We start from the raw sequence: 21,516 nt of genomic DNA, 5'->3' as shown, positions 1-21,516 counted from the left end.
GCCGATTCCTACGGCGACCCGCTCGCCGGCCCGGTGTAGAGGACGTGGAGCAGGGCCGCCACCGACCGGTAGGGGTCGCGGCGCCCGGCCCGGTCCTCGGCGCGCACCAGCAGCTCCAGCTCGGCCGCGTCGGGGACGGGGGAGTCGAGGTGGTCGGTGAACACCCGCACCCCGTACCAACCGCAGCGCGCCCAGCGGTGGGCGGCCATCAGGGCGTCGAGCTCCTCGAGGGTGTGCCCGCGGGCGCGCAGCCCCAGCCGGTTGACGTAGTCGCGACGGTCGAAGGCGTCCAGCGCCTCGGCCCAGCTGCCGCCGAGGCCGGCCCGCATCGCCATCGCCATGCCGTTGCGCACCAGCAGCGACACCAGCCCGCCGGGCCGGGCCACCGCGGTGAGCGCGGCCAGAAGCGGCGCCGGGTCGTCGCAGTACATGAGCACGCCGTGGCAGAGCACCACGTCGAAGTCCCCGCCGACCAGTGCCGGGGCGTCCTCGCCGGCACCGCGCACCAGCGTGATCCGGTCGCGGACCTCTGCGGGCTGCGCGGCCAGGGCGCCGGCGAAGTGCGCCAGCAGCTCCTCGCTGGGGTCGAGCCCGGTGACCCGGTGGCCCCCACCCGCGAGGCGCAGCGCCAGGGTGCCCTGGCCGCAGCCGGCGTCGAGCACGCGCAGCGGCGGCCGCCCCACCCCACCGAGCTGCTCGCCCAGCTGCGCGGCCATCAGCTCCTGGCGGACCACCTCGCGCAACCCGCCCAGGCTGGCCAGCCACGGCCGCGCCCCGCCGGCGAACGACGGCTGCCCGGTCACGGCCACTCCCTCCTCGCACCTGGTCCCGGCGGTCCCGCGCTGCGAGGATGACGCACATGACCGAGGTTCGCACCGCGCACACCGCCGACCTGGACGCCGCCACCCTCGAGGCCGCCCGGGCGTTGCTCCAGGCCGTCTTCGAGGGCGAGCTGACCGACCACGACTGGGAGCACTCGCTGGGCGGGGTGCACGCCCTGGTCTGGGAGGGCGCCGAGCTGATCGGGCACGCGTCGGTGGTCCAGCGGCGGCTGCTGCACCGCGGGCGGGCGCTGCGCACCGGCTACGTCGAGGGCGTCGGGGTGCGCGCCGACCGCCGCGGGCGCGGCCACGGCGCGGCCATGATGGACGCGCTGGAGCGGGTGGTGCGAGGCGGGTACGACCTCGGCGCGCTGGCCGCCGCCGACGAGGCCGCGGACTTCTACGCGGCGCGTGGCTGGGCGCTCTGGCAGGGCCCGTCGTCGACGCTCACCCCCGCCGGGGTCGTGCCCACCGCGGAGGAGGACGGCTGCATCTTCGTCCTGCCGGTGACGACCCCCCTCGACCTGTCCGGCGAGCTCACCTGCGACTGGCGCGACGGCGACGTCTGGTAGCCGTCGAGCGGGGGGCCGCCGGAGCGGCCCCCCTCAGGTCGGGGTCAGCAGCCGAGGAGCAGCGCCGCCAGCAGGCCGCAGCGGCGGTCGCCACCACGGTCGCCACCACGGTCGCCACCGCGGCGGTCGCCGCCGCGGTCGCCGCCCTTGTCGCCCTTGTCACGGCCCTTGCTGCGGTCGACCACCACCGCGGGATCAGCAGCGGCCGGCGCCGCCGCGGTCTGCGCCACCGGCGCCGCCGGAGCCGGAGCCGCGCCGGCGACCACGGTCGTGGTCATCGCGGCGAGCGGTGCGGCCAGGAGCAGCGCCGCCAGACGGAGTCGCGCGGGGGTGCGCGAACGGTCGTTCCCCACCATGCAGAACCTCCTCTCTTCCTTCCGGGCCCTCCCGCCAGGGCGGAGGCGGATCCATCCGCTCCTCGGGGGCGACCATCTGTCGTGGAGTGAAGAGATCCTACCCCTCCTGACCCTTCGGTCCGATCGCGCGAGTTCGCGGCGGCGCAGGCAATCGGTCCTCCGGGCGTTATAGGGGCGTGGCCACCGAGCGACACACGCCGCCGCGTCCGCGCGCGCCCGGGGCACCGGTGCGCGGGCGCAGGCCCCGCCCCACCTCGGCAGCCGAGCTGGTCAGCGACGCCCTCGCCGACATCGATCCCGGCACCGGCCCCGAGCCGGCGGCGCTGCGCACCCTGCCGGTCCCGGCGGCGCCGCGACCCCGCCCGGCGCGGCGCCCGCGGCCGCCGGCGGCGGGTCCGACGCCGTCCGCCCCCGCGCCCCCGCCGGCGACGGCGCTGGCGCTGGCGCTGGCGCCGGTCGTCGAGGCGCCGGCCGCCGCCTCCCCGGCTCCCGCTGCGGTGGCACTGCGCCGGCCGCGGCCCGGGTCGCGGCGCGCCCGCGCCCTCGCCGCCGCCTGCGCGGTGGCCGCGGTGGCCGCGACAGGGGCGCTCCTGGTCACCGGCCGCGGCCCGGCCCCCGGCCCCGACCTGGTCACCGTGCTGCCCCGCTCGGGCGGTCCCGGCAGCCTCACCATGGCCGACGCCGCCGCGCTCGCCGATCCCACCGTGGTGCCCGACGCCAGCTCGGTCGCGCCGCTCGTCGAGCGCAGCGAGCCGGTGGTGGCCGGCGAGCACCGGGTCACCGCGACGCTGACCGGGTCGACCCCCGGCTGGCTGCCCACCGTCCACCGCCAGGTCGCCCAGGGCCGCTCCTTCAGCGCCGCCGAGGTCACCTCCGGCGCTCGCGTCGTGGTGCTCGGCAGCCTCGCCGCCCAGGCGCTCTTTCCCTCGGGCGGCGCCCTCGGGCACACCGTCGAGGTCCGGGCCACGGCGCTGACGGTGGTCGGCGTGCTCCGAGCGCCGGCCGCCCAGGCCACCGCCGACGAGCTGGCGCTGGTGCCGATCACCACCGCCCAGGGGCTGGTCGGCGGGGCGGGTGCGGTCGACAGCATCCTCGTCGCCGCCCCCAGCGCGGACGCGGTCTTCACCGCCTACCAGGAGGTGAACACGCTGCTCCTCCAGACCCACCACAACTCGAACCCCTTCGCCAGCGACTTCACCGTCACCACCGCCGCCGACACCAACGGCGGCGTCGGCCTGCTCCGCTGGGCGCTCGGCGCGGTGGTCGCCGCCGGCCTGCTGGGATGCGCGGTCACGGTCTGGTGGATGCGCCGCGAGGCCTGAGGACCGGGCGGTATCGTGGTGGACGTGCGCCCTGACAGCGAGGCTGGCCACCGGGGGGGGCTTCGCGTCGCCGTCGTGGTCAAGCAGGTGCCGCGCTTCGAGGCGATGGCCCTGGGACCCGACGGCCGGCTGGTGCGCGACGGCCTCGAGCTGGAGATGAACCCGTACTGCCGGCGGGCGGTCACCACCGGGATCACCCTCGCCCGCGACGGCGGCAGCTGCACCGTGGTCACCCTCGGACCGCCCGCCGCCGAGGACTGCCTCCGCGAGGCGATCGCCGGAGGCGCCGGCGGCGGCGTGCTGATCACCGATCCCGCCTTCGCCGGCAGCGACACCCTGGCCACGGCGCGCGCGCTCGCGGCCGCGCTGGAGCGGCTCGGCCCCTTCGACCTCGTGGTCTGCGGCCGCAGCTCGGTCGACTCCGACACCGGGCAGGTGCCCGCCGAGCTCGCCGAGCTGCTCGACCTGCCCCTGCTCGCCGCGGTCCGCGAGCTCGAGGTGGCCGGTGGGGGGCTGCGGGTCCGCTGCGAGACCGACGACGGCAGCGTCGAGCTCACCGCCGCCCTCCCCGCGGTCATCTCCTGTGCGGAACGGCTCTGTGAGCCCACCAAGGTGGCGCCGGAGCTGCGTGCCCAGGTCGCCGCCGAGCGCATCCGGCGTCTCGACGCCGCCGCGCTCGGCCCCGGGCCGTGGGGGCAACCGGGCAGCCCGACCCGGGTGGGGCGGGTGCGCCACCTCGCCGCCGAGCGGCTGCGGGTGCGCCTCGACGGCCCCGTCCGCGAGCAGGTGCGCCGCGCCGTGGCCCTGCTCGAGGAGCGGCGGGCACTCGACGCCGGCGGCGGCTGGGGCGGCGCCGCCCCCGTGCCCGGGTCCGCCGGCGCCCCCGGCGGCCCCTGCATCGCCGTCCTCGCCGATCCCGACCGGCCGCGGGCGACCCGCGAGCTGCTCGGCGCCGCCGCCGGGCTCGCCGCCGAGCAGGCGGGCGAGGTGGTGGTGCTCGGCAGCGGCGGGATGGCGCCGGAGTGGGCGAGCTGGGGCGCCGACGCGCTGGTGCTGATCACCGGCGCCGCGGTCGAGGAGGACGTCGCCGCCGCCGTCGCCGGATGGTGCGCCGATCGCCGGCCCTGGGCGCTGCTCCTCCCCGCCACGATGTGGGGCCGCGAGGTCGGCTCCCGGGTCGCCGCGCGGATCGGGGCCGGGCTGGTCGGCGACGCCGTCGACCTCGACATCGAGGACGGCCGGCTGGTGGGATGGAAGCCCGCCTTCGGGGGCAGCCTGGTGGCGGCGATCACCGCCGTCTCCTGCACCCAGATGGCGACGGTGCGCCCCGGCAGCCTGCCGCTGCTCGCCCCGCGCGACGGCGGCCTGGCCCGGGTCGACCCCATGATCGTCGCGTCGCCGCGCCGCCGGGTGGAGATCACCGCCCGCCACCACGACGACGACCCCGACGCCCTCGCCCGCGCCGAGGTGGTGGTCGGGGTCGGCGGGGGGGTGCCCCCCGAGGACTATCCCGCGCTGCGCCCGCTGCTCGAGGTGCTGGGCGCCGAGCTGGCAGCCACCCGGCGGGTCACCGACCGGGGCTGGCTGCCCCGCTCCCGCCAGGTGGGGATCACCGGCCTCAGCATCTCGCCGCGGCTCTACGTCGCCCTCGGTGTCGCCGGCAGGTTCAACCACATCGTTGGCACCCGCGGCGCCGGCACCGTGCTCGCGGTCAACCCCGACCCGCAGGCGCCGATCTTCGAGGCTGCCGACATCGGGCTGGTGGCGCCCTGGCAGGAGGTGGCGCCGCTGCTGGTCGGGGAGCTCGGCGCCGGTCGTCGGGTCAGCCGGCGCGCCGGCTGAGGTCGAGCGCCTGCTGGTGCGTGACAGCGGGGTGACGTCCGCCACCGGTCCGGCGGGTGCCCCACATACTCGTGGACATGGGCGGCTCGATGCATGCCGACGTGGTGGTCATCGGCGGCGGCATCGCCGGGATGTCCGTCGCCTCCGAGCTCGCCCTGGATCGCCGCGTGGTGCTGATCGAGGCCGAGCCCGAGCTGGGGCTGCACGCCACCGGGCGGTCGGCGGCCTCCTACGTGCCCAGCTACGGACCCACGATGGTGCGGCGGCTGACCACGGCAAGCCTCGCCGGCTTCGGCGCCCTGTCCGAGGAGGCGGGACGGCCGCTGCTCGCGCCCCGGGCGGCGCTCTACGTCGCCGGAGCCGGCGGCGAGCCGGCGCTGGAGCGGATCCTCGCCACCCAGCCGGGCGGCGCGGTGCGCGACCTGCCGGTGGCCGACGCGATCGCCCTCTCCCCCACGCTCCGCCCCGAGATCCTCGTCCGCGCGGCCATCGACGAGACCGCCGGCGACCTCGACGTCGCCGGGCTGCTGCACGCGTACGCGATGCGGCTGCGGGGCCGGGGCGGCCGGGTCGTGCTCGGCGGGCGGGTGCACGCCATCCGCCGCGAGGGGGCGTCGTGGACGGTGGACACGGACTCGACGCGAGTGGTCGCGGGGGCGGTGGTGAATGCCGCCGGCGCGTGGGCCGACCCGGTCGCACGGCTCGCCGGGCTGCCCGCGCTCGGCATCGAGCCGCGACGCCGGTCGATCTTCCTGACCCGTGGCCGCCTCGCGGCCTCGCCCGCGGGCTGGCCCTTCACCCTCGCCGCCGACGAGTCGTTCTACTTCAGGGGCGAGGGCGAGTCGGTGCTGGTCTCGCCCGCCGACGCGACCCCGGTCGAGCCCCACGACGCCCGCCCCGACGAGGTGGAGATCGCTCGCGCGATCGAGGCCGTCAACGCGATGACCACCCTCGGGATCCGCAGCGTCGCCCGCTCCTGGGCGGGCCTGCGCTCGTTCTCCGCCGACGGGGAACCGGTGGTCGGACACCTCGACGGCGCCGAGGACTTCCACTGGGTCGCCGGACAGGGTGGCTACGGGCTGCAGACGGCGCCGGCGCTGGCCCGGGTCGCCGCCGCGGTGGTCCGGGGCGAGGCGATCCCGGCCGACCTGGCCGCCCACGGGGTCGACGCCGCCGCGCTGGGTCCCTCCCGCCTCATCGGCGCCGGCCGGGAGCATCGGCGGCGATGACCGGCGTGGCCACGCTGGCGCTCCTCGGCGACGTCCGCTGACGCCGGGCCCGGTCATCGCGGCGCGGGGCGGCTACGATTCCCTGCGGCGATGGCGCTCACCTGCCTCCTCACCATCCACGGGATCGGCTTCCAGCAGCCGCCGGCCGCAGGGGTGCCCGGCTATGCGGACGACCTCCACGAGAGGCTTCGCGGCGCCCTGGGCGAGGGGTTGGGCGACGATCCCAACCGCGATCGCGGACCGGTGTACGTGCAGAGCACCTGGCCGCCCGAGAGCCACGCCGTCGAGCCCGGGCTGGTGCGACTCGGCCGCCTGCTCACCGACGGCGGACGCTGGCGCACCGACGCCTCGGCGGCCTGGCAGCGGCTCTCCGGAGCGGATCGGGGCGTCGCCCACGTGGCGCTGGTGTACTCCCACCTCGAGGAGGAGGGCCCGGACCCCGCGGCGCTGATCGACGTGGCCGCGCTCGGGCTCTCCTCGATCACCCACTACGCGACCATCTCCGGACTGGTGCGGACGGCGGTGCGCGACGTCGGAGCGGTCTTCGGGCACCAGACCGAGGCCGACGCCCCGCCGTCGGCCCGGCCGTCGCTGCGGGTCCGCACCGACGTGGACCCGGTCCAGCACCACCTCCTCCCCGGGCTGCTGCGCCGGAGCCCACCGGCGGACGCGCCCCCCCGCCCCACCGGCCTGCTCGGCGTCCTCCGCCAGGTCGAGGACGATGTCGCCGCCTACGTCGCACGCAACGAGCTGCGCGAGCGGGTGCGCGCCTTCGTCCGGGAGGCGCTCCTCCGCCTGCTCCTCCGCGCCGACGTCGACCGGGTTGTGGTGAACGGCCACAGCAACGGCACCGTGCTCGCGTTCGACGTCCTCGCCCAGCTGCCGCCGCCGCTCTTCGACCGCACCGCCGCGCTGGTGACCGCGGGGAGCCCGCTGCGGAAGTACGTCGAGCTGCTCGGCTGGGGCACCGACGGAGCCAACCTGCGGGCGATGCGCGGTCCCTGGATCAACTTCTACGACGAGCGCGACCCGATCGCCGACCCGCTCGCACCACCCGCGACCTGGCGGCTGGGCGAGCCGCTGGCCGCCGGCGCCCCCGGGCTGTTCTTCAGCTACGACCCCGACACGGGTGAGCGGAGGCCGATCCCGGTGCGCGACGTCAGGGTCGACAACGTCGCCAGCGTCGCCGGCGGCGGCGGCCTGCCCGCCCACGACTACTGGGACAACGACGAGTTCTGCAGACCCCTCGGCGAGCTGCTCACCTCGCTCTCCGCGGACGCCCCCGCATAGCCTTGTGCCGCCGGCCGGTCAGGCGCGCGCCAGGAGGAGCGTCACCACCGCGAGGTGAGCGCCCGCTGCGGCGATGGTGAAGCAGTGGAAGATCTCGTGGTAGCCGAAGACCTTCGGGAAGGGGTCGGGCCGCTCCAGCCCGTAGATCACCGCCCCCACGGTGTAGAGGGCGCCGCCGGCGAACAGCAGCAGCAGCGCCAGCCATCCCAGCGCGGCGCCGAGCTGGGGCAGGGCGACGATCGCCACCCAGCCGAGCACGATGTAGGGCAGCACCTCGGCGAGCGCCGGTGGCCGCCACCAGACCAGGGTCATGACGATGCCGACCGCGGCGCCCACCCAGACGGTGACGAGCATCGCCGTCCCCAGGGTGCCGGAGAGGGCGAGCATGCAGACCGGCGTGTAGGTGCCGGCGATGAGGACGAAGATCATGGAGTGGTCGAGGCGGCACAGCCATGCCCGGACCCCGGGCGACCAGTGGCCGCGGTGGTACAGCGCGCTCGTCCCCAGGCAGCCGGCGAGGCCGGCGGCGTAGATCGCCACCGCCGTCCGGGCACGTCCCGAGGACGCCACCCCGATCAGGGTCGCGCCGATGAGCAGCGCGGCGAAGAACGCGTACTGGTGGATGACGCCCCGCAGCCGGGGCACCACCAGCAGCGCGGCCCGCGGCGCGCCCTGGTCAGCCCCGCCCTCCATCTCCATGAGCCGTCATTGTCACCGATGGGCCGAGCTCATGCCGGCGGCTGATCCCAGCGGCGCTCCCTACCGCCGGCGCCGCCGGGCGAGAGCGATCACCACGACCGCGGCTCCGGCGACGACCAGCGCCGCCCCGTCCCAGGGTTGCGGAGTTCCGGTCGCAGGTGGCGACAACGCCCCGCCCGCGGTCCCCGATGCGGTGGCGACGGCGCTGCTGGTGGTGGACGTCGACGAGACGCCCCCGCCGGCCGTCGTCGTGGCCGTCGTGGTGACGGGGTTGGGCACCGCCGGCGCCGCGAAGGTGATGGTCACCGCCGGCGTCGCCCCGGCCCCGACGGTGGCGGTGGCACGGCTGGCGCCGGGGCGCACGAGGCTGGACCCGCCCCCGCCGCCGCCGCCGCTCCCGCCCTGGCTGCCGCCACCGCCGCCGCCACCGAAGAGACCGCCGCCCCCGGCTCCGCCGCCGCCCTGACCGAACGGATAGGTGCCGCCAAAGCCGCCACCCGGGGCGGCGCCAGCCCCTCCGGCGTCGCTGCCGGACCCGCCGGCGGAGCCTCCGGCGGTGCTGCCGCCGCCCCCGCCGCTCTCGGTGCCGGCGGTTCCGGCGCCGCCTGGGTAGACGGCGCCCGACGGTCCGGGAGCGCCGGCCCCGTTGCCGCCGGCACCGCCGCGGCCGCCGGTGCCGTTGCCACCGCCACCGCCGCCACCACCGGCGACCAGCAGTCGCGGATCGGCGGCGGTGCCGAACGCCGCGGACGAGCAGGCCGCCACCGCGCAGGTGCGGACGTCGGAGCCGCCCCCTCCTCCACCGCCGCCGCCCCCGGTGCCGCTCCCGCCACCGTTGCCGCCGTTCAGCCCGGGGGCGCCCCCGTCGCCGTGACCGGTGGCCGGCCCGCCGGCGCCGCCGGGGCCGCCGACCTCGACGTAGAGGGTGGTCACCCCCGGAGGCGCGGGGACGTCGGCGGTGACCACCGCCCCGGCGCCGCCGGCGCCGCCCATCCCGGCCCGTCCGCCCGTGGCACCGCCGGCGCCGGCCGCGCCGGTCGCGCCGATGCGCAGCACCGCCGTCCCCGGGGGCACGGCGAGGCTGTGCTCTCCGGGGGTCGCGTACCTGCAGGTGGTGGTGCCGGTGGTGGTGCTGCACCCGTCGGTGGCCCCCCGCACCGACGCCGGCGGCAGGAGTGCACCGGCCGCGGCGAGCAGCCCGGCGGTGGCGGCGCACCCGAGCAGGGCTCGGGCACGCATGGTGATGTGTTCGACGGACACGGTCGGCCTCCTCATGGCCCCCTCTCGTCGCTCGCGAGCGCGCGCCCATGCTGACGCAACCATGGTCGAATGTCGAGGTCGAGCAATGGGAAACCCGCTGTCAACACGGGTGAACCCGGAGTCGGTGATCAAAGCCCTGACTGTCGACGTGACTGCCGGTGACAGCCAACTCACCACACCGGTGGCCGGCTGCCGTGCACAATGCGACAGGCGGTTTCGACGCCTCGCTGACATCGGAGGACACCAGTGGCTGCCTCGGACCCCTGGCCGCTCATCCACGCCGAGCGCGCCGCCCTCGCCGCCGACCTCGAGCCTCTGCCCGAGTCGCGCTGGGCGACGCCCTCGCTCTGCACGGGGTGGTCGGTGCGCGACGTCCTCGCCCACATGACGGCGACCGCGAAGCTCACCCCGCCGGCGTTCTTCGTGCGGCTCGCCGGCTCCGGCTTCCGCTTCAACGCGATGGTGGCCAGGGAGGTCGTCGCCGAGCGGGGGGACAGCGGCGCCGACGCGCTCGGCCGCTTCCGGGCGCAGCTGAGCGCCACCAGCCATCCCCCCGGGCCGATCGACGCGATGATCGGCGAGTGCGTCCTCCACGGCGAGGACATCCGCCGCCCGCTCGGCATCGCCCACGCCTATCCGGCGGAGGTGGTGGCCCGCAGCGCCGACTTCTACAAGGGCTCCAACCTGCTGCTGGGGACCAAGAGGCGGATCGCCGGCCTCACCCTGCGCGCCACCGACCAGGAGTGGTCGACGGGGACCGGGCCCGACGTGACCGGGCCGGCGGTGTCGCTGCTGCTGGCCATGACCGGCCGCCCCGCCGGGCTCGTCGGGCTCGCCGGGGAGGGCCTGCCGACGCTGGCGGGCCGGCTCGGGGCCGAGCCGGCATGACGGAGCGCCGGCCATGACCCTGGCCCGGCTGCGGGAGCGCGCCGCGTGGAGAGCCCTCGAGCGGCACCACGCCGAGATCGAGGGCCGCCACCTCCGTGACCTGTTCGCCGCCGACCCGGGGCGCGGGGAGCGGCTCACCGCGGACGCCGCCGGGATCCACCTCGACTACTCCAAGAACCGGGTCACCGACGAGTCCATGCGCCTCCTGGTCGCGCTCGCCGAGGAGAGCGGCGTGCCCGAGCACCGCGACATGATGTTCCGCGGCGAGCACATCAACGTGTCCGAGGACCGCGCCGTGCTCCACGTCGCGCTCCGCATGCCCCGCGACCGGACCCTGGTGGTCGACGGCGTCGACGTGGTCGCCGAGGTGCACCAGGTCCTCGACCGGATGAGCGAGCTCGCCGACGCGGTGCGCTCGGGCCGCTGGACGGGGCACACCGGCCGCCGCATCCGCACCGTGGTCAACATCGGCATCGGCGGCTCCGACCTCGGCCCGGTGATGGCCTACGAGGCGCTGCGTCACTACTCCGACCGGGACCTCGACTTCCGGTTCGTCTCCAACGTCGACGCCACCGACCTGGTCGAGGCGACCCGTGACCTGGCCGCCGAGGAGACCCTCTTCATCGTCGTCTCGAAGACCTTCGGCACCCTGGAGACGCTGACCAACGCCACCTCGGCGCGGCGCTGGCTCGTCGAGCGCCTCGGCGACGAATCCGCGGTGGCACGCCACTTCGTCGCGGTGTCGACCAACGCCGAGCGGGTGGCGGCGTTCGGCATCGACACCGCCAACATGTTCGGGTTCTGGGACTGGGTCGGAGGCCGGTACTCGATGGATTCGGCGGTCGGGCTGTCCACCATGATCGCGATCGGTCCGGACCGGTTCCGCGAGATGCTGGCCGGCTTCCACGAGATGGACGAGCACTTCCGCACCGCGCCCCTCGGCGAGAACCTGCCCGTGCTGATGGCGCTGCTGGGGGTGTGGTACCGCGACTTCTTCGGCGCCCAGACGGCGGCGGTGCTCCCCTACGACCAGTACCTGAAGCGCTTCCCCGCCTACCTCCAGCAGCTCACCATGGAGTCGAACGGGAAGCACGTCACCCTCGAGGGCCACCGCGTCGACTACGACACCGGGGCCGTGTACTGGGGCGAGCCGGGAACCAACGGACAGCACAGCTTCTACCAGCTCCTCCACCAGGGGACGACCCTGGTCCCCGCCGACCTCATCGGATTCGCGCGCAGCCTCAACCCGCTCGGCGAGCACCACGACATCCTCATCTCCAACGTCTTCGCCCAGGCCGAGGCGCTGGCGTTCGGCAAGACCGAGGACGAGGTGCGCGCCGAGGGGTCAGACGAGCGGGTGGTGCCGCACCGGGTCATGGAGGGGAACCGGCCGAGCAACGTCCTGCTCGCCGAGCGCCTCACCCCCCGGCTGCTCGGCGCGCTGGTGGCCCTCTACGAGCACAGCGTCTTCACCCAGGGCGCCATCTGGGGGATCGACTCCTTCGATCAGTGGGGGGTCGAGCTCGGCAAGCTGCTGGCGGTGCGCATCCTCGACGAGCTGCGGAGCCCGGCGGAGCCGGAGCTCTCTCACGACTCGTCGACGAACGCCCTCATCCGCCGGTACCGCCTGCTGAGGGGCGGATGAGGATGGCGCCGCAGTGCGCGCAGCGGCGGTCCGCCGCCGGCGTCCTCTTCTTGCACAGGTAGCAGACGCGGGTCTCCTGGTCGCTCATCCCCCGATGATGCCAGCCGGGGACGCGCCGGTCACCCCGCGCCGAGCTGGTCGAGGATCCAGCCGGTCTGCGCGAGAATGCGCTCGACCGGGTACTGGTCGGGGTCGGTGAGCAGCAGCCGCGCACCCTCGTCGGCGAGCGCGGACATCATCCGGGCGGTGAGCTCGGGATCGGGCGACTCGCCCCCCGGCCCGAACCCGGGGCGCACCGCCTCGGCGAGCCGCGCGACCACCATCGCGCGGCCCGCGGCGATGTGCTCGCGGAGCAGCTCCGGGGCGCCCTCGGGAGGCATCAGCACCAGCCGCCAGGTGATCGGGTCGGACCGCACCGCGTCGAGGTAGCCGCGCAGTGCCGCCAGCAGCTCCTCGCGGGGGTCGCCAGCGCCGAGGGTGGCGGGCAGCGCCGCCGAGACCTGGGCCAGCGCCCGCGCGCTCTCGCGGACGACCAGGGCGTTGAGCAGGCCGCCGAGGCTCTCGAAGTGCTCGTACACGATCGGCCGGGTGATCCCCGCCGCCCGGGACACCGCCTCGATCGAGACCGCGTGGAAGCCGCGGCCGCCCACGATCGACCGGGTCGCGTCGAGGATCTGCTCCCGCCGCTCCGGGCCGCTCATCCGCATCGCCATGACGTTCCTCTGAGCGCTGACGCGCCTTCCCCTGGCTTGACAGGTTACACCACCGTAGCCTACGCTTGCGTAACCTACAGCAGCGTAACCTGGATGAACGTGGAGGACGCGCAGGCCATGACCACCGTCGAGCACTCCCCCGCCCCGGCCGAGGCGGCTCCGCTGCCCGCGGCGGTCGACGTCGCCATCGTGGGCGGCGGCTTCTCGGGCCTGGCGATGGCCGTCCGCCTCCTCCAGGAGGGGAACCGCGACTTCGTCGTCCTCGAGCGCGGCGGCGACGTCGGCGGCACCTGGCGCGACAACTCCTACCCCGGCTGCGCCTGCGACGTGCCCAGCCACCTCTACTCGTTCTCCTTCGCGCCCAACCCGGAGTGGAGCTCGACCTTCTCGCCCCAGCCCGAGATCCAGGCCTACCTGCGCGGCGTCGCCGAGGAGCAGGGCGTGCTCCCCCACGTCCACCTGAACTGCGAGATGCGGGATGCGGCGTGGGACGAGCGCACCCAGCGCTGGCGGATCGAGACCACGCAGGGCCCGCTCTCGGCGCGGGTGCTGGTGACCGCCGCGGGACCGCTCAGCGAGCCGTCGATCCCCCGCCTGCCCGGACTCGACCGCTTCCGGGGCACGACCTTCCACTCCGCGACCTGGGACCACGAGCACGACCTCGCCGGCGAGCGGGTGGCGGTGATCGGCACCGGCGCCTCGGCGATCCAGTTCGTGCCCAGGATCCAGCCCCGGGTCGGCGCCCTGCACGTCTTCCAGCGCACCCCGCCGTGGATCATGCCGCGCCCGGCGCGCCCGATCACCGGCGCCGAGCGCGCCGTCTACCGGCGCCTGCCGGCGGCGCAGCGGCTGATGCGCAACGCGATCTACTGGGGACGCGAGCTCTATGCGCTGCCGCTGGTGCGCGCCCGGCTCGCGCCGGTGGTCGAGGCGGTCGCCCGCATGCACCTCCGGCGGCAGGTCCCCGACCCCCGGCTGCGCGCCCGGCTCACCCCCGACTACGCGCCGGGCTGCAAGCGGATCCTCATCTCCGACGACTACCTCCCGGCGCTCTCCCGGGACAACGTCGAGGTGGTCACCGACGGCATCGCCGAGGTGCGCGAGCACTCGATCGTCACCCGCGACGGGCGCGAGCGCGCCGTCGACACCATCATCTTCGGCACCGGGTTCCACGTCACCGACGTGCCGATCGCCGGTCGGGTACGCGGCGGCGACGGCCGCAGCCTCGCCGAGGTGTGGGCCGGCGGCATGGCGGCGCACCGGGGGACCACGGTGGCCGGCTTCCCCAACCTGTTCCTGCTGCTCGGCCCCAACACCGGGCTCGGCCACACCTCGGTGGTTCTGATGGCCGAGGCGCAGGCGGGATACGTGGTCGAGGCGCTGCGCCACATGCGCGCATGGTCGGTGGGCGCGATCGCGGTGCGGCCGGCGGCACAGGCCGCCTTCAACGACCGGGTGCAGCGCGCCATGGCCGGCACGGTGTGGACCGCGGGCGGCTGCGCCAGCTGGTATCTGGACGGCAATGGCAGGAACACCACGCTCTGGCCCGACTTCAGCTTCCGCTTCCGCAGGCTGGTGCGCCACTTCGACGCGGAGAGCTACGAGACGCTGCCCGCCCCGCCCGTGATCGAGGCGGTGCCGGCGGCCGCGGTGGAGGTGGCGGCCTGAGCGCGCCGCTCCGGTGAGGAGCTCGGCGCAGGCGGGGCAACGTCTTGACACGTGACCATATGGTCACGTATGATGAGCCCATGACCGACGACGACCGGGTGTTCAAGGCGCTCGCCGACCCCACGCGCCGCTTCCTGCTCGACCTCCTCTTCACGCGTGACGGCCGCACGCTCACGGAGCTGGAGTCGGAGCTGGAGATGACGCGCTTCGGGGTCATGAAACACCTGCGCCTCCTCGAGGACGCCGGCCTCGTCGTCGCCCGCCGGTCGGGCAGGGAGAAGCTGCACTTCCTCAACCCGGTGCCGATCCGCCTGATCCACGACCGGTGGATCGACAAGTACACCGAGGGCCGCGTGTCGGCCCTCGTCGAGCTCAAGAACGAGCTGGAGAAGGAGAACGCATGACCCCGACGACCGAGACGGACGTGACCACCCAGGTCTACCGCGTGTACATCCGGGCGACGCCGCAGGCGATCTGGGACGCGATCACCAAGCCCGAGTGGACGGAGCGGTACGGCTATGGCGGATCTTCGGAGTTCGACCTGCGACCGGGCGGCGGCTACCGCTGGCTGACGACCGCCGAGATGCGGGAGATGGGCGCGCCCGAGGTGGGTATGGACGGCGAGGTCGTGGAGTCGGACCCGCCCCACCGGCTCGTCCAGACCTGGCGCATGCTGATGGAGCCCGGTCTCGCGGCGGAGGGGTTCACCCGCCTCACCTACGAGATCCGCGAGGTCAGGGACGGCGTCACCAGGCTGACGGTGACCCACGATCTCCAGGGCGCGCCGCAGATGGCGTCGCTGGTCGCCGGGGCCCACGAGCAGCAGGGCGCGGGCGGTGGCTGGGCCTGGGTGCTCAGCGGTCTCAAGACGCTGCTCGAGACCGGCGAGTCGCTCCCGGCCTGAGCGGTGGCGGCGGAGGCCCCGCGCGAACGGGCCTCCGCCGTCAGACCGGGACGGCGCAGTCGCGCGCGACCGTACGCAGGCAGGTGAGCGGGCGGCCGGTCCCCGGAGCGAAACGAGCCGGCCTGCGTCCGTCGCAGGCGCCGGTGGCTCACCATGGCTCATTGGCACGCCATGGGAGCCCACCGACCGCCCTCTCATGCGACGGGAGAGCAGATCCGGCTCGGGGAGGTTCGCGGTCGTCGGTGCCGCCGGCGGCCTGGGGCGGCCGATCCTAACTGATTCGTAATATTGATGACAACCCGGTCCTGGCCGAGGCACGGCCTGCATCGCGTCGTGTGCACAGGAAGAGGGGCCGGGACTTCATGCTCACCGAACGTGTCGGATGCCCCATCCGTCTCCTACGCTCGGGTCATGACCTACAAAGCCGAGTACATCTGGATCGACGGAACCCAGCCCACGGCACAGCTTCGCTCGAAGATGAAGATCCTCCCCGACGGCGCGCAGCCGGGCATCTGGGGTTTCGACGGCTCGAGCACCAACCAGGCTCCCGGCAGGGCGAGCGACTGCGTGCTCCAGCCGGTGTGCATCGTCGCCGACCCCATCCGGGGCGGGAGCAACATCCTGGTGATGTGCGAGGTGCTGCTCACCGACATGACCCCGCATCCCACCAACACCCGGGCGCTGCTGCGTGAGGTCGTGGCCAGATACGAGAGCCAGCAGCCGATCTTCGGCATCGAGCAGGAGTACACGCTGTTCAAGGACGGCAGGCCGCTCGGCTTCCCCGAGGGCGGGTTCCCCGCTCCGCAGGGCCCGTACTACTGCAGCGTCGGCGCAGGGCTCTCGTTCGGCCGCAGGATCAGCGAGGACCACGCCACCGCCTGCATCGAGGCCGGGCTCGCCATCTGCGGCACCAACGCCGAGGTCATGCCCGGACAGTGGGAGTTCCAGATCGGTCCGGTGGCTCCGCTCGAGGTCAGCGACCACCTCTGGCTGGCCCGCTGGCTGCTCCACCGCATCGCCGAGGACCACGGCGTCGTCTTCAGCATCGACTCCAAGCCGATGCCCGGGGACTGGAACGGAGCCGGAGCCCACACCAACTTCAGCACCCTCTCGATGCGCGAGACGTACGACGCCGTCATCACCGCCTGCGAGGCGCTCGCGGCCAATCCGCTGGAGCACGTGAGGTCCTACGGCCACGGCATCGAGGAGCGGCTCACCGGCCAGCACGAGACGGCTCCGTGGAACGCGTTCTCGTACGGGGTCAGCGATCGTGGCGCCTCGGTCCGCATCCCCTGGCAGGTGGCCGGCGAGGGCCGCGGCTACATCGAGGACCGGCGGCCCAACGCCAACATGGACCCGTACGTGGTCACCCGTCTGATCGTCGGGACCTGCTGCGAGGCGCTCGCCGCCAGGGAGATGGCCACCGCCATGTAGGCGGCCTCAGGAGACGGACACCACCAGCGAGAACGACGAGGTCGCCGACCTGAGCTCCTGGACGGTCACCCGGTAGGTGCCGGGCCGGACCGCCAGGACCAGCGACGCCTGCCCGGGCTGGACGTACCGGGTTGCGAGGCTGTGGCCGGCGGCGTCGCGGATCTTCAGCTTCAGAGAGGACGAGGTGTCGCCGGCGACGACCGCGGACAGGGTGCCGCCGCCGCCGGCCGTCACCGTGATGGTGTAGGTGCAGCCGCCGAACTCCACGGCGCCGCCGTGGCAGGCGTTGGTGACCCCGGTGCTGCCGCTGTACTCCCAGGACGGCGGCGGGGGCGCCGGCGTCGCCGAGGGCGCTCCGGTCGGGCTGGGGGTCGGGGTGGCCGGGGTGGGCCGGGGCGACGGCGCCGGCGGCGGCGTGGGACGAGGCGCGGCGGGCGCCGGGGTCGACAGGAGTGCGGCGCCCGGTGCGGGCGCCGCCGTCGGGGGCGGCGGCGCCGGGGTGGAGGCCGCCCCGGTGGCCTGCGACGCCTCCGGCGATCCGGTGGCACGGGCAGGCGCCGGCGCCGCCGCCTGCGCCGCCGAGGCGACCGCGGGCTGAACCGGCGCGCCGGTGGGCCGCTCCACCAGGTGACGGAGCAGCGCCGTGGTGCAGAGGACCACGATCAGCGAGATCGTGCCAGCCACCACGACGCGGGTCCGCCCCGGCCGTCCCGGCCCCGCCACGGCTGCCGCGGTTCCGGTGACGACGGCATCGGTCTCCACCGCGGCCCGGCCCCGCCACCCCGGCTCCCGCTCCGACCACCCCGCCGGCCGCAGCGGGAGCACCGTCGCCTCGGCGCCCATCTCGGCGTCGCCGGACGCGTCCATCGGGACGAAGCGGAGCCGGGCGGTCCCGGGCAGGGCGGCCGCGGGTGCCGCCGTCGCGCCATTCTCGGGGATGGGGACGAACGACAGCGGCCGCGAGGGCCTGGTCCGCGGGCGCACCCGGGGCGGGCCGGTTCCCTCCACGACCGCGAGCGGCGAGGGTGGCGCCGCGGCCTCGGGGGCCGGGCCGTCGGAGTCGTCGGCGGGCGGGTCGTGTGGCTGGGTGGTGTGCATCGGCCTCGACGTGGTTGTAGCCCGGCGAGCGCGCCGCACCGATCGCGAACGCCCATCGATCCGCCGCCGCGGATGGCGGCCGGCACCACAACCGTCAGCGTCGCTTGACGTCGAGCGCGCTCCAGGTCCTACCGTGACCCCAGGACCGCCCGACTCCCCGACTCAAGGAGTGACCATGCGTTTCCTCGGCCTGCACGTCCCGACACCACCCTGGGCGGCCTCGCCGCGCGCACCGAGCGCCTCCAGCTGCTGACCCTGGTGACCGGGGTCATCTACCACAACCCCGCGCACCTGGCGAAGACCGTGACCACCCTGGACGTCATCTCGGCAGGTCGTGCCATCCTCGGCATCGGCGCCGCGTGGAACGACGACGAGAGCCGCGCCTACGGCTTCGAGTTCCCGCCCATCGGCGAGCGGCTGGACCGGCTCGAGGAGGCGGTGCGGATCTGCCGCTCGATGTTCGACTCGCCGACGTCCTCGTTCGAGGGCCGCCACTACCGGGTCGATGGTGCGCACAACATCCCGCGGCCGGTGCGCGAACGGGTGCCGATTCTCATCGGCGGGAACGGGGAGCGGCGCACCCTGCGACTGGTGGCACGCCACGCGGACATGTGCAACGTCATCGGTGACGCGGCCACGGTGCGGCACAAGATGGAGGTGCTCGCCGAGCACTGCGAGGCCGAGGGCCGGGACATCGCGGAGATCGTGAAGACCGCCCACGCCGGCACCGTGGTGATCGACGAGACCGCCGCCGGGGTGCGCCGGCGCCTGGAGTCGCTGGCCGCCTCTCCCCCGCCGATGCTCCGCGGGCTCGACGCCGACCAGCTCGCACGCCAGCTGATCTCGGGAACCCCCGACCAGCTGGCGGCGCGGCTGCAGGAGCTCATCGACGCGGGCGCCGACGGCGTGACCATGAGAATCTGCAACGTGGAGGACCTGGCGCCGATCGAGCTCGCGGCGACCGCCGCGGGAGTGACCGGCTGAGCGCACCTCGGAGCGGCGGATCCGGGCCTCCGTGCTAGCCTGCCGCGAGGTGGCGATGACAGGCCGCAGGGTTCGGACGGTCCGGCTTCGCGACGGGTCGACGGTGCGGGTTCGCCCGATCGACCCGGATGACAAGGACGGGCTGCGCGCCACCTTCCACCGCCTGAGTCCGGAGTCGCGGTACCGGCGCTTCTTCGCCGCGATGCCCCAGATCAGCGATGCGATGCTCGCCTACTTCACCGAGGTCGACCATCACGACCACGAGGCGCTGATCGCGCTCGACGGCGACCAGACCGTCGGGGTCGCTCGCTACATCCGCTCCGCCGAGGACGCGGAGATCGCCGAGGTGGCGGTGGCGGTGGTCGACGAGTGGCACGGGCGCGGCCTGGGACGGGTGCTGCTCGAACGCCTCGCGTGGAGGGCGCGCCACGAGGGGGTCCGGCGCTTCAGCGCCGTGGTGATGGCCGACAACCCGCGGGCGATCCGGGTCATCCGCGGGCTCGGCGACAGCGAGTCGGCTCGCGATGGGCCCCATCTCGAGCTCCGGGTCGAGCTGCCCGCGCGCCGCGGCATCGGCCGGGACCTGAACCGGCTGCTCCGCGAGACCGCGGCCGGCTCGCTGGTCTTCGTCGGCGGGGCGGTGCGGCACGCGGTCGCGTCGGCGCAGCCCCGCGCCCGGGCCGACGCGGTGTCGCGGCCGTCCGGCGGAGAGCTGCGCACGATCCTGGCCGGCACCGACGGCTCGGCCACCGCGGAGCTGGCGGTCCGGCAGGCGGTAACCCTGGCGTCGCGCTTCGGCTCGCGCCTCCATCTCGTCAGCGCCCATGGGCTCGGTGGCGGTGCCGGCCCTCCCGAGGATCTGCGCTCGGTGCCCGACAGCCTCTCCGACCTGGGCTGGCAGGTGACCACCGCGCACGATGCCGAGGCAACACTGGCCAGGGTGGCGGCGCCGATCCGGGCCGCCGGGGTCGACGTCGTCACCCACGCCCGGCGCGGCGACCCGGTGCAGGTGCTGCTCGCGATCGCGGAGGAGGAGGTCGCGGACCTGATCGTGGTCGGGAGCAGGGGGGTGCGCGGCCCCCGCCGCCTGGTGGTCGGCAGCATCGCCGGCAGCGTCGTCCGCCTCGCACCCTGCGGGGTGTACGTCGTCCGCACCGGCTGAGCGTCCCGGCAGACTGGCACAGTGGATGGGCCGAGGCAAGCAGTGGCCGGTGGTCATCGAGACGCAGGATCAGCCGGGCCGCCTGCGGCAGTACATCGCCACCGGGAGCCCGCCACCGTCGACGAAGACCGTGCTCCACTGGAGCTCGCGCCTCTCCCCCCACGGACGCGGACGGACGATGACGCTCGCCGGCCGGCGGGCATCGATGGGCAGGCGGATCCCCGACAGCCTGAACTCCACGTCGTCGGTCGACCACAGCCTGGTCGCACGTCCGAGCTCGCGGACGACGACGACGCGGCGGCGCTCGGTGGGATCGACCACGACGGTGCGCGTCGCCTCCGACGCCGACCGCATCGCCGCCGCGGGGTACATGCTCGTGGGGGTGAGGAAGGCATTGACGGCACCGAAGGGATCGACTCCGATCCTCTCGATGCGGCCGAGCGCCGAGCCGTCGACGGCGCGAAGCCGGGTGCCGAAGGGAACCGCGATCCCCTCCTTCAGCGCCCCGCCGGAATCGACGCCCTCATGCCAGCGCGGCTTCGCGACCTCGCGCGCCGCGCCGCTCGCACGTCCACGGCCGAGGCGGGCGTGGCCGCTGTCGATGTGCCGTTCTTCCATGGCCACGCTCCTCAGCTGCGGACCGCCTCGACATCGATCTCGATCTCGACCTTCTTTCCGAGCAGCAGGCCGCCGGTCTCGAGCGGCTGGTTCCAGGTGAGGCCGTACTCATCGCGGTCGATGGTGGTGGTGGCGTGCGCGCCGAGGCGCTCGTTGCCCCAGGGATCGCGCATGCTGCCGTGGTACGTCGCGTCGAGGGTCACCGGCCGGGTGATCCCGCGGATGGTGAGCTCCCCGTCGATGCGCCACTCCTGACCGCCGGCGTGGCGCAGCGCGGTGCTCCGGAAGGTGAGCGTGGGGTGGTGCTCGACGTCGAGGAAGTCGGCGGAGCGCAGGTGCGCGTCGCGGTCCGGCGAGCGGGTGTCGATGCTCGCGGCGTCGATCTCCGCGGCGACCGAGGACTCCTCGAGGGTCTCCCCCACCACCACCGTGCCCGAGAACCGGGTGAAGTGCCCGCGGACCCTCGCCGCCATCAGATGGCGCACCGAGAATTCGATCGAGGAATGCGAGGGGTCGATCGCCCAGGTCCCGGCGGGCGGCAGGGAGGCCTGGGACTGGGTCGCCAGCTGTGCCATGGTGCGTGCTCCTCTGTGACCACGTGGCGGCGGCATCCCGAGGTGGGGAGCCGCCGCCTCGACGATCCCGTCAGCCCTGGGCCGGCGCGGCCTCCTGCGACGCGGGCGCCGGTGACGCCGCGGCCTCCCCGGCCGGCTGGACCGGGATCCTCCTCGGCTCGGACTTCTGCTCGAGCGGGATGGTCACGGTCAGCACGCCGTTGCTGAACTCCGCGCGAGTCTGATCGCCCTTCACCTCCTGGGGAAGCGCGATCTGGCGGTACATGCGCCCGACGAACCGCTCCCTGCGGACGAAGTTCTGCTCTCTCTTCTCGTCCTCCTGCTGGTGCTGGGCCTCGATGGTCAGCACCCCCTGGTCGACCGTGACCGTCACCTCGTCGGGGTCGAACCCTGGGACCGAGGCGCGGACGATCAGCGCGTCGTCGGTGCGCTCGAC

The 21,516-nt window shown here is 74.8% G+C and carries 21 protein-coding genes and 1 pseudogene; 13 read left to right on the top strand and 9 right to left on the bottom strand.

What is annotated here, in order from left to right; all coding sequences use genetic code 11:
• Positions 1–8 precede the first annotated feature (8 nt).
• Positions 9–803, bottom strand: a complete 795-nt coding sequence (locus VGL20_03055; protein HEY2702647.1) for a methyltransferase domain-containing protein — start codon at positions 801–803, stop codon at positions 9–11.
• A gap of 56 nt (positions 804–859) precedes the next feature.
• On the opposite strand from VGL20_03055, the gene VGL20_03050 reads away from it, so the two are divergent.
• Positions 860–1,393, top strand: coding sequence for a GNAT family N-acetyltransferase (locus VGL20_03050; protein ID HEY2702646.1), 534 nt, complete (start codon positions 860–862; stop codon positions 1,391–1,393).
• 44 nt (positions 1,394–1,437) lie between these two features.
• Here VGL20_03050 and VGL20_03045 read toward each other — a convergent pair whose 3' ends face one another.
• Complete coding sequence (locus tag VGL20_03045; GenBank protein ID HEY2702645.1) at positions 1,438–1,749, bottom strand: hypothetical protein; 312 nt, start codon at positions 1,747–1,749, stop codon at positions 1,438–1,440.
• A gap of 227 nt (positions 1,750–1,976) precedes the next feature.
• Here VGL20_03045 and VGL20_03040 point away from each other — a divergent pair, with 227 nt between their 5' ends.
• From VGL20_03040 to VGL20_03025, 4 genes are all read left to right on the top strand, one after another.
• The gene (locus VGL20_03040; protein HEY2702644.1) at positions 1,977–3,071 is read left to right on the top strand and encodes an ABC transporter permease; all 1,095 of its coding nucleotides are present in this window, start codon (positions 1,977–1,979) and stop codon (positions 3,069–3,071) included.
• 18 nt (positions 3,072–3,089) lie between these two features.
• Positions 3,090–4,913 carry an FAD-binding protein gene (locus VGL20_03035; GenBank protein HEY2702643.1) on the top strand — a complete coding sequence of 608 codons (1,824 nt, stop codon included), beginning with the start codon at positions 3,090–3,092 and terminating at the stop codon, positions 4,911–4,913.
• A 77-nt stretch (positions 4,914–4,990) separates the two neighbouring features.
• Positions 4,991–6,142, top strand: coding sequence for an FAD-binding oxidoreductase (locus tag VGL20_03030; protein ID HEY2702642.1), 1,152 nt, complete (start codon positions 4,991–4,993; stop codon positions 6,140–6,142).
• A gap of 90 nt (positions 6,143–6,232) precedes the next feature.
• Positions 6,233–7,432 (top strand): hypothetical protein, encoded by a 1,200-nt coding sequence (locus VGL20_03025; protein ID HEY2702641.1) that lies wholly within the window; start codon positions 6,233–6,235, stop codon positions 7,430–7,432.
• A gap of 18 nt (positions 7,433–7,450) precedes the next feature.
• Here the strand turns inward: VGL20_03025 and VGL20_03020 are convergent, their stop codons facing one another.
• Both VGL20_03020 and VGL20_03015 read right to left on the bottom strand, forming a co-directional pair.
• Positions 7,451–8,131, bottom strand: coding sequence for a hemolysin III family protein (locus tag VGL20_03020; protein ID HEY2702640.1), 681 nt, complete (start codon positions 8,129–8,131; stop codon positions 7,451–7,453).
• Positions 8,132–8,191: 60 nt separating this feature from the next.
• Positions 8,192–9,391 (bottom strand): hypothetical protein, encoded by a 1,200-nt coding sequence (locus VGL20_03015; protein ID HEY2702639.1) that lies wholly within the window; start codon positions 9,389–9,391, stop codon positions 8,192–8,194.
• A gap of 246 nt (positions 9,392–9,637) precedes the next feature.
• Here VGL20_03015 and VGL20_03010 point away from each other — a divergent pair, with 246 nt between their 5' ends.
• A complete protein-coding gene (locus tag VGL20_03010) occupies positions 9,638–10,279 on the top strand; it encodes a maleylpyruvate isomerase family mycothiol-dependent enzyme (GenBank protein ID HEY2702638.1) in 642 nt (213 codons plus the stop codon).
• Positions 10,280–10,292: 13 nt separating this feature from the next.
• Entirely contained in the window at positions 10,293–11,924 is a 1,632-nt protein-coding gene (gene pgi / locus VGL20_03005) for a glucose-6-phosphate isomerase (GenBank protein HEY2702637.1), read from the top strand.
• A gap of 119 nt (positions 11,925–12,043) precedes the next feature.
• Here the strand turns inward: pgi and VGL20_03000 are convergent, their stop codons facing one another.
• Complete coding sequence (locus VGL20_03000) at positions 12,044–12,637, bottom strand: TetR/AcrR family transcriptional regulator (protein HEY2702636.1); 594 nt, start codon at positions 12,635–12,637, stop codon at positions 12,044–12,046.
• Positions 12,638–12,730: 93 nt separating this feature from the next.
• Between VGL20_03000 and VGL20_02995 the strand changes: the two genes are divergently transcribed.
• From VGL20_02995 to glnII, 4 genes are all read left to right on the top strand, one after another.
• Positions 12,731–14,305, top strand: a complete 1,575-nt coding sequence (locus tag VGL20_02995) for an NAD(P)/FAD-dependent oxidoreductase (GenBank protein HEY2702635.1) — start codon at positions 12,731–12,733, stop codon at positions 14,303–14,305.
• An 80-nt stretch (positions 14,306–14,385) separates the two neighbouring features.
• Entirely contained in the window at positions 14,386–14,709 is a 324-nt protein-coding gene (locus tag VGL20_02990; protein HEY2702634.1) for a metalloregulator ArsR/SmtB family transcription factor, read from the top strand.
• Positions 14,706–15,209: an SRPBCC family protein gene (locus VGL20_02985; protein ID HEY2702633.1), complete on the top strand. Its 504-nt coding sequence runs from the start codon at positions 14,706–14,708 to the stop codon at positions 15,207–15,209. Before VGL20_02990 ends, VGL20_02985 begins: the two co-directional genes overlap by 4 nt.
• Positions 15,210–15,620: 411 nt before the next feature.
• Positions 15,621–16,643, top strand: coding sequence for a glutamine synthetase GlnII (gene glnII / locus VGL20_02980; protein ID HEY2702632.1), 1,023 nt, complete (start codon positions 15,621–15,623; stop codon positions 16,641–16,643).
• A gap of 6 nt (positions 16,644–16,649) precedes the next feature.
• On the opposite strand, the gene VGL20_02975 is transcribed toward glnII, so the two are convergent.
• Positions 16,650–17,741: a hypothetical protein gene (locus VGL20_02975; GenBank protein ID HEY2702631.1), complete on the bottom strand. Its 1,092-nt coding sequence runs from the start codon at positions 17,739–17,741 to the stop codon at positions 16,650–16,652.
• Between the two features lie 204 nt (positions 17,742–17,945).
• On the opposite strand from VGL20_02975, the pseudogene VGL20_02970 reads away from it, so the two are divergent.
• Positions 17,946–18,725 (top strand): annotated as a pseudogene (locus tag VGL20_02970) (TIGR03560 family F420-dependent LLM class oxidoreductase).
• Positions 18,726–18,828: 103 nt separating this feature from the next.
• Positions 18,829–19,887 carry a GNAT family N-acetyltransferase gene (locus VGL20_02965; protein HEY2702630.1) on the top strand — a complete coding sequence of 353 codons (1,059 nt, stop codon included), beginning with the start codon at positions 18,829–18,831 and terminating at the stop codon, positions 19,885–19,887.
• A gap of 69 nt (positions 19,888–19,956) precedes the next feature.
• On the opposite strand, the gene VGL20_02960 is transcribed toward VGL20_02965, so the two are convergent.
• The 3 genes from VGL20_02960 to VGL20_02950 all read right to left on the bottom strand — a co-directional run.
• Positions 19,957–20,505 (bottom strand): hypothetical protein, encoded by a 549-nt coding sequence (locus tag VGL20_02960; protein ID HEY2702629.1) that lies wholly within the window; start codon positions 20,503–20,505, stop codon positions 19,957–19,959.
• An 11-nt stretch (positions 20,506–20,516) separates the two neighbouring features.
• Positions 20,517–21,080 (bottom strand): YceI family protein, encoded by a 564-nt coding sequence (locus tag VGL20_02955; GenBank protein ID HEY2702628.1) that lies wholly within the window; start codon positions 21,078–21,080, stop codon positions 20,517–20,519.
• Between the two features lie 70 nt (positions 21,081–21,150).
• Positions 21,151–21,516: Hsp20/alpha crystallin family protein (locus VGL20_02950; GenBank protein ID HEY2702627.1), on the bottom strand; the 366-nt coding region annotated here is incomplete at its 5' end.

Source organism: Candidatus Dormiibacterota bacterium, from assembly GCA_036495095.1.
Lineage (GTDB): Bacteria > Chloroflexota > Dormibacteria > Aeolococcales > Aeolococcaceae > CF-96.
The sequence above is the reverse complement of the archived record's forward strand: the minus strand, read 5'-3'. Positions and strand labels throughout refer to the sequence as shown.

Bases quoted from the DNA above. Each gene is read 5' to 3' on its own strand.
- VGL20_02955 (HEY2702628.1), bottom strand. From the start codon at position 21,080: ATGGCACAGCTGGCGACCCAGTCCCAGGCCTCCCTGCCGCCCGCCGGG.
- VGL20_03030 (HEY2702642.1), top strand. From the start codon at position 4,991: ATGGGCGGCTCGATGCATGCCGACGTGGTGGTCATCGGCGGCGGCATC.
- pgi (HEY2702637.1), top strand. From the start codon at position 10,293: ATGACCCTGGCCCGGCTGCGGGAGCGCGCCGCGTGGAGAGCCCTCGAG.
- VGL20_03025 (HEY2702641.1), top strand. From the start codon at position 6,233: ATGGCGCTCACCTGCCTCCTCACCATCCACGGGATCGGCTTCCAGCAG.
- VGL20_02985 (HEY2702633.1), top strand. From the start codon at position 14,706: ATGACCCCGACGACCGAGACGGACGTGACCACCCAGGTCTACCGCGTG.
- glnII (HEY2702632.1), top strand. From the start codon at position 15,621: ATGACCTACAAAGCCGAGTACATCTGGATCGACGGAACCCAGCCCACG.
- VGL20_02960 (HEY2702629.1), bottom strand. From the start codon at position 20,505: ATGGAAGAACGGCACATCGACAGCGGCCACGCCCGCCTCGGCCGTGGA.
- VGL20_02975 (HEY2702631.1), bottom strand. From the start codon at position 17,741: ATGCACACCACCCAGCCACACGACCCGCCCGCCGACGACTCCGACGGC.
- VGL20_03050 (HEY2702646.1), top strand. From the start codon at position 860: ATGACCGAGGTTCGCACCGCGCACACCGCCGACCTGGACGCCGCCACC.
- VGL20_03000 (HEY2702636.1), bottom strand. From the start codon at position 12,637: ATGGCGATGCGGATGAGCGGCCCGGAGCGGCGGGAGCAGATCCTCGAC.
- VGL20_02995 (HEY2702635.1), top strand. From the start codon at position 12,731: ATGAACGTGGAGGACGCGCAGGCCATGACCACCGTCGAGCACTCCCCC.
- VGL20_02990 (HEY2702634.1), top strand. From the start codon at position 14,386: ATGACCGACGACGACCGGGTGTTCAAGGCGCTCGCCGACCCCACGCGC.
- VGL20_03045 (HEY2702645.1), bottom strand. From the start codon at position 1,749: ATGGTGGGGAACGACCGTTCGCGCACCCCCGCGCGACTCCGTCTGGCG.
- VGL20_03020 (HEY2702640.1), bottom strand. From the start codon at position 8,131: ATGGAGATGGAGGGCGGGGCTGACCAGGGCGCGCCGCGGGCCGCGCTG.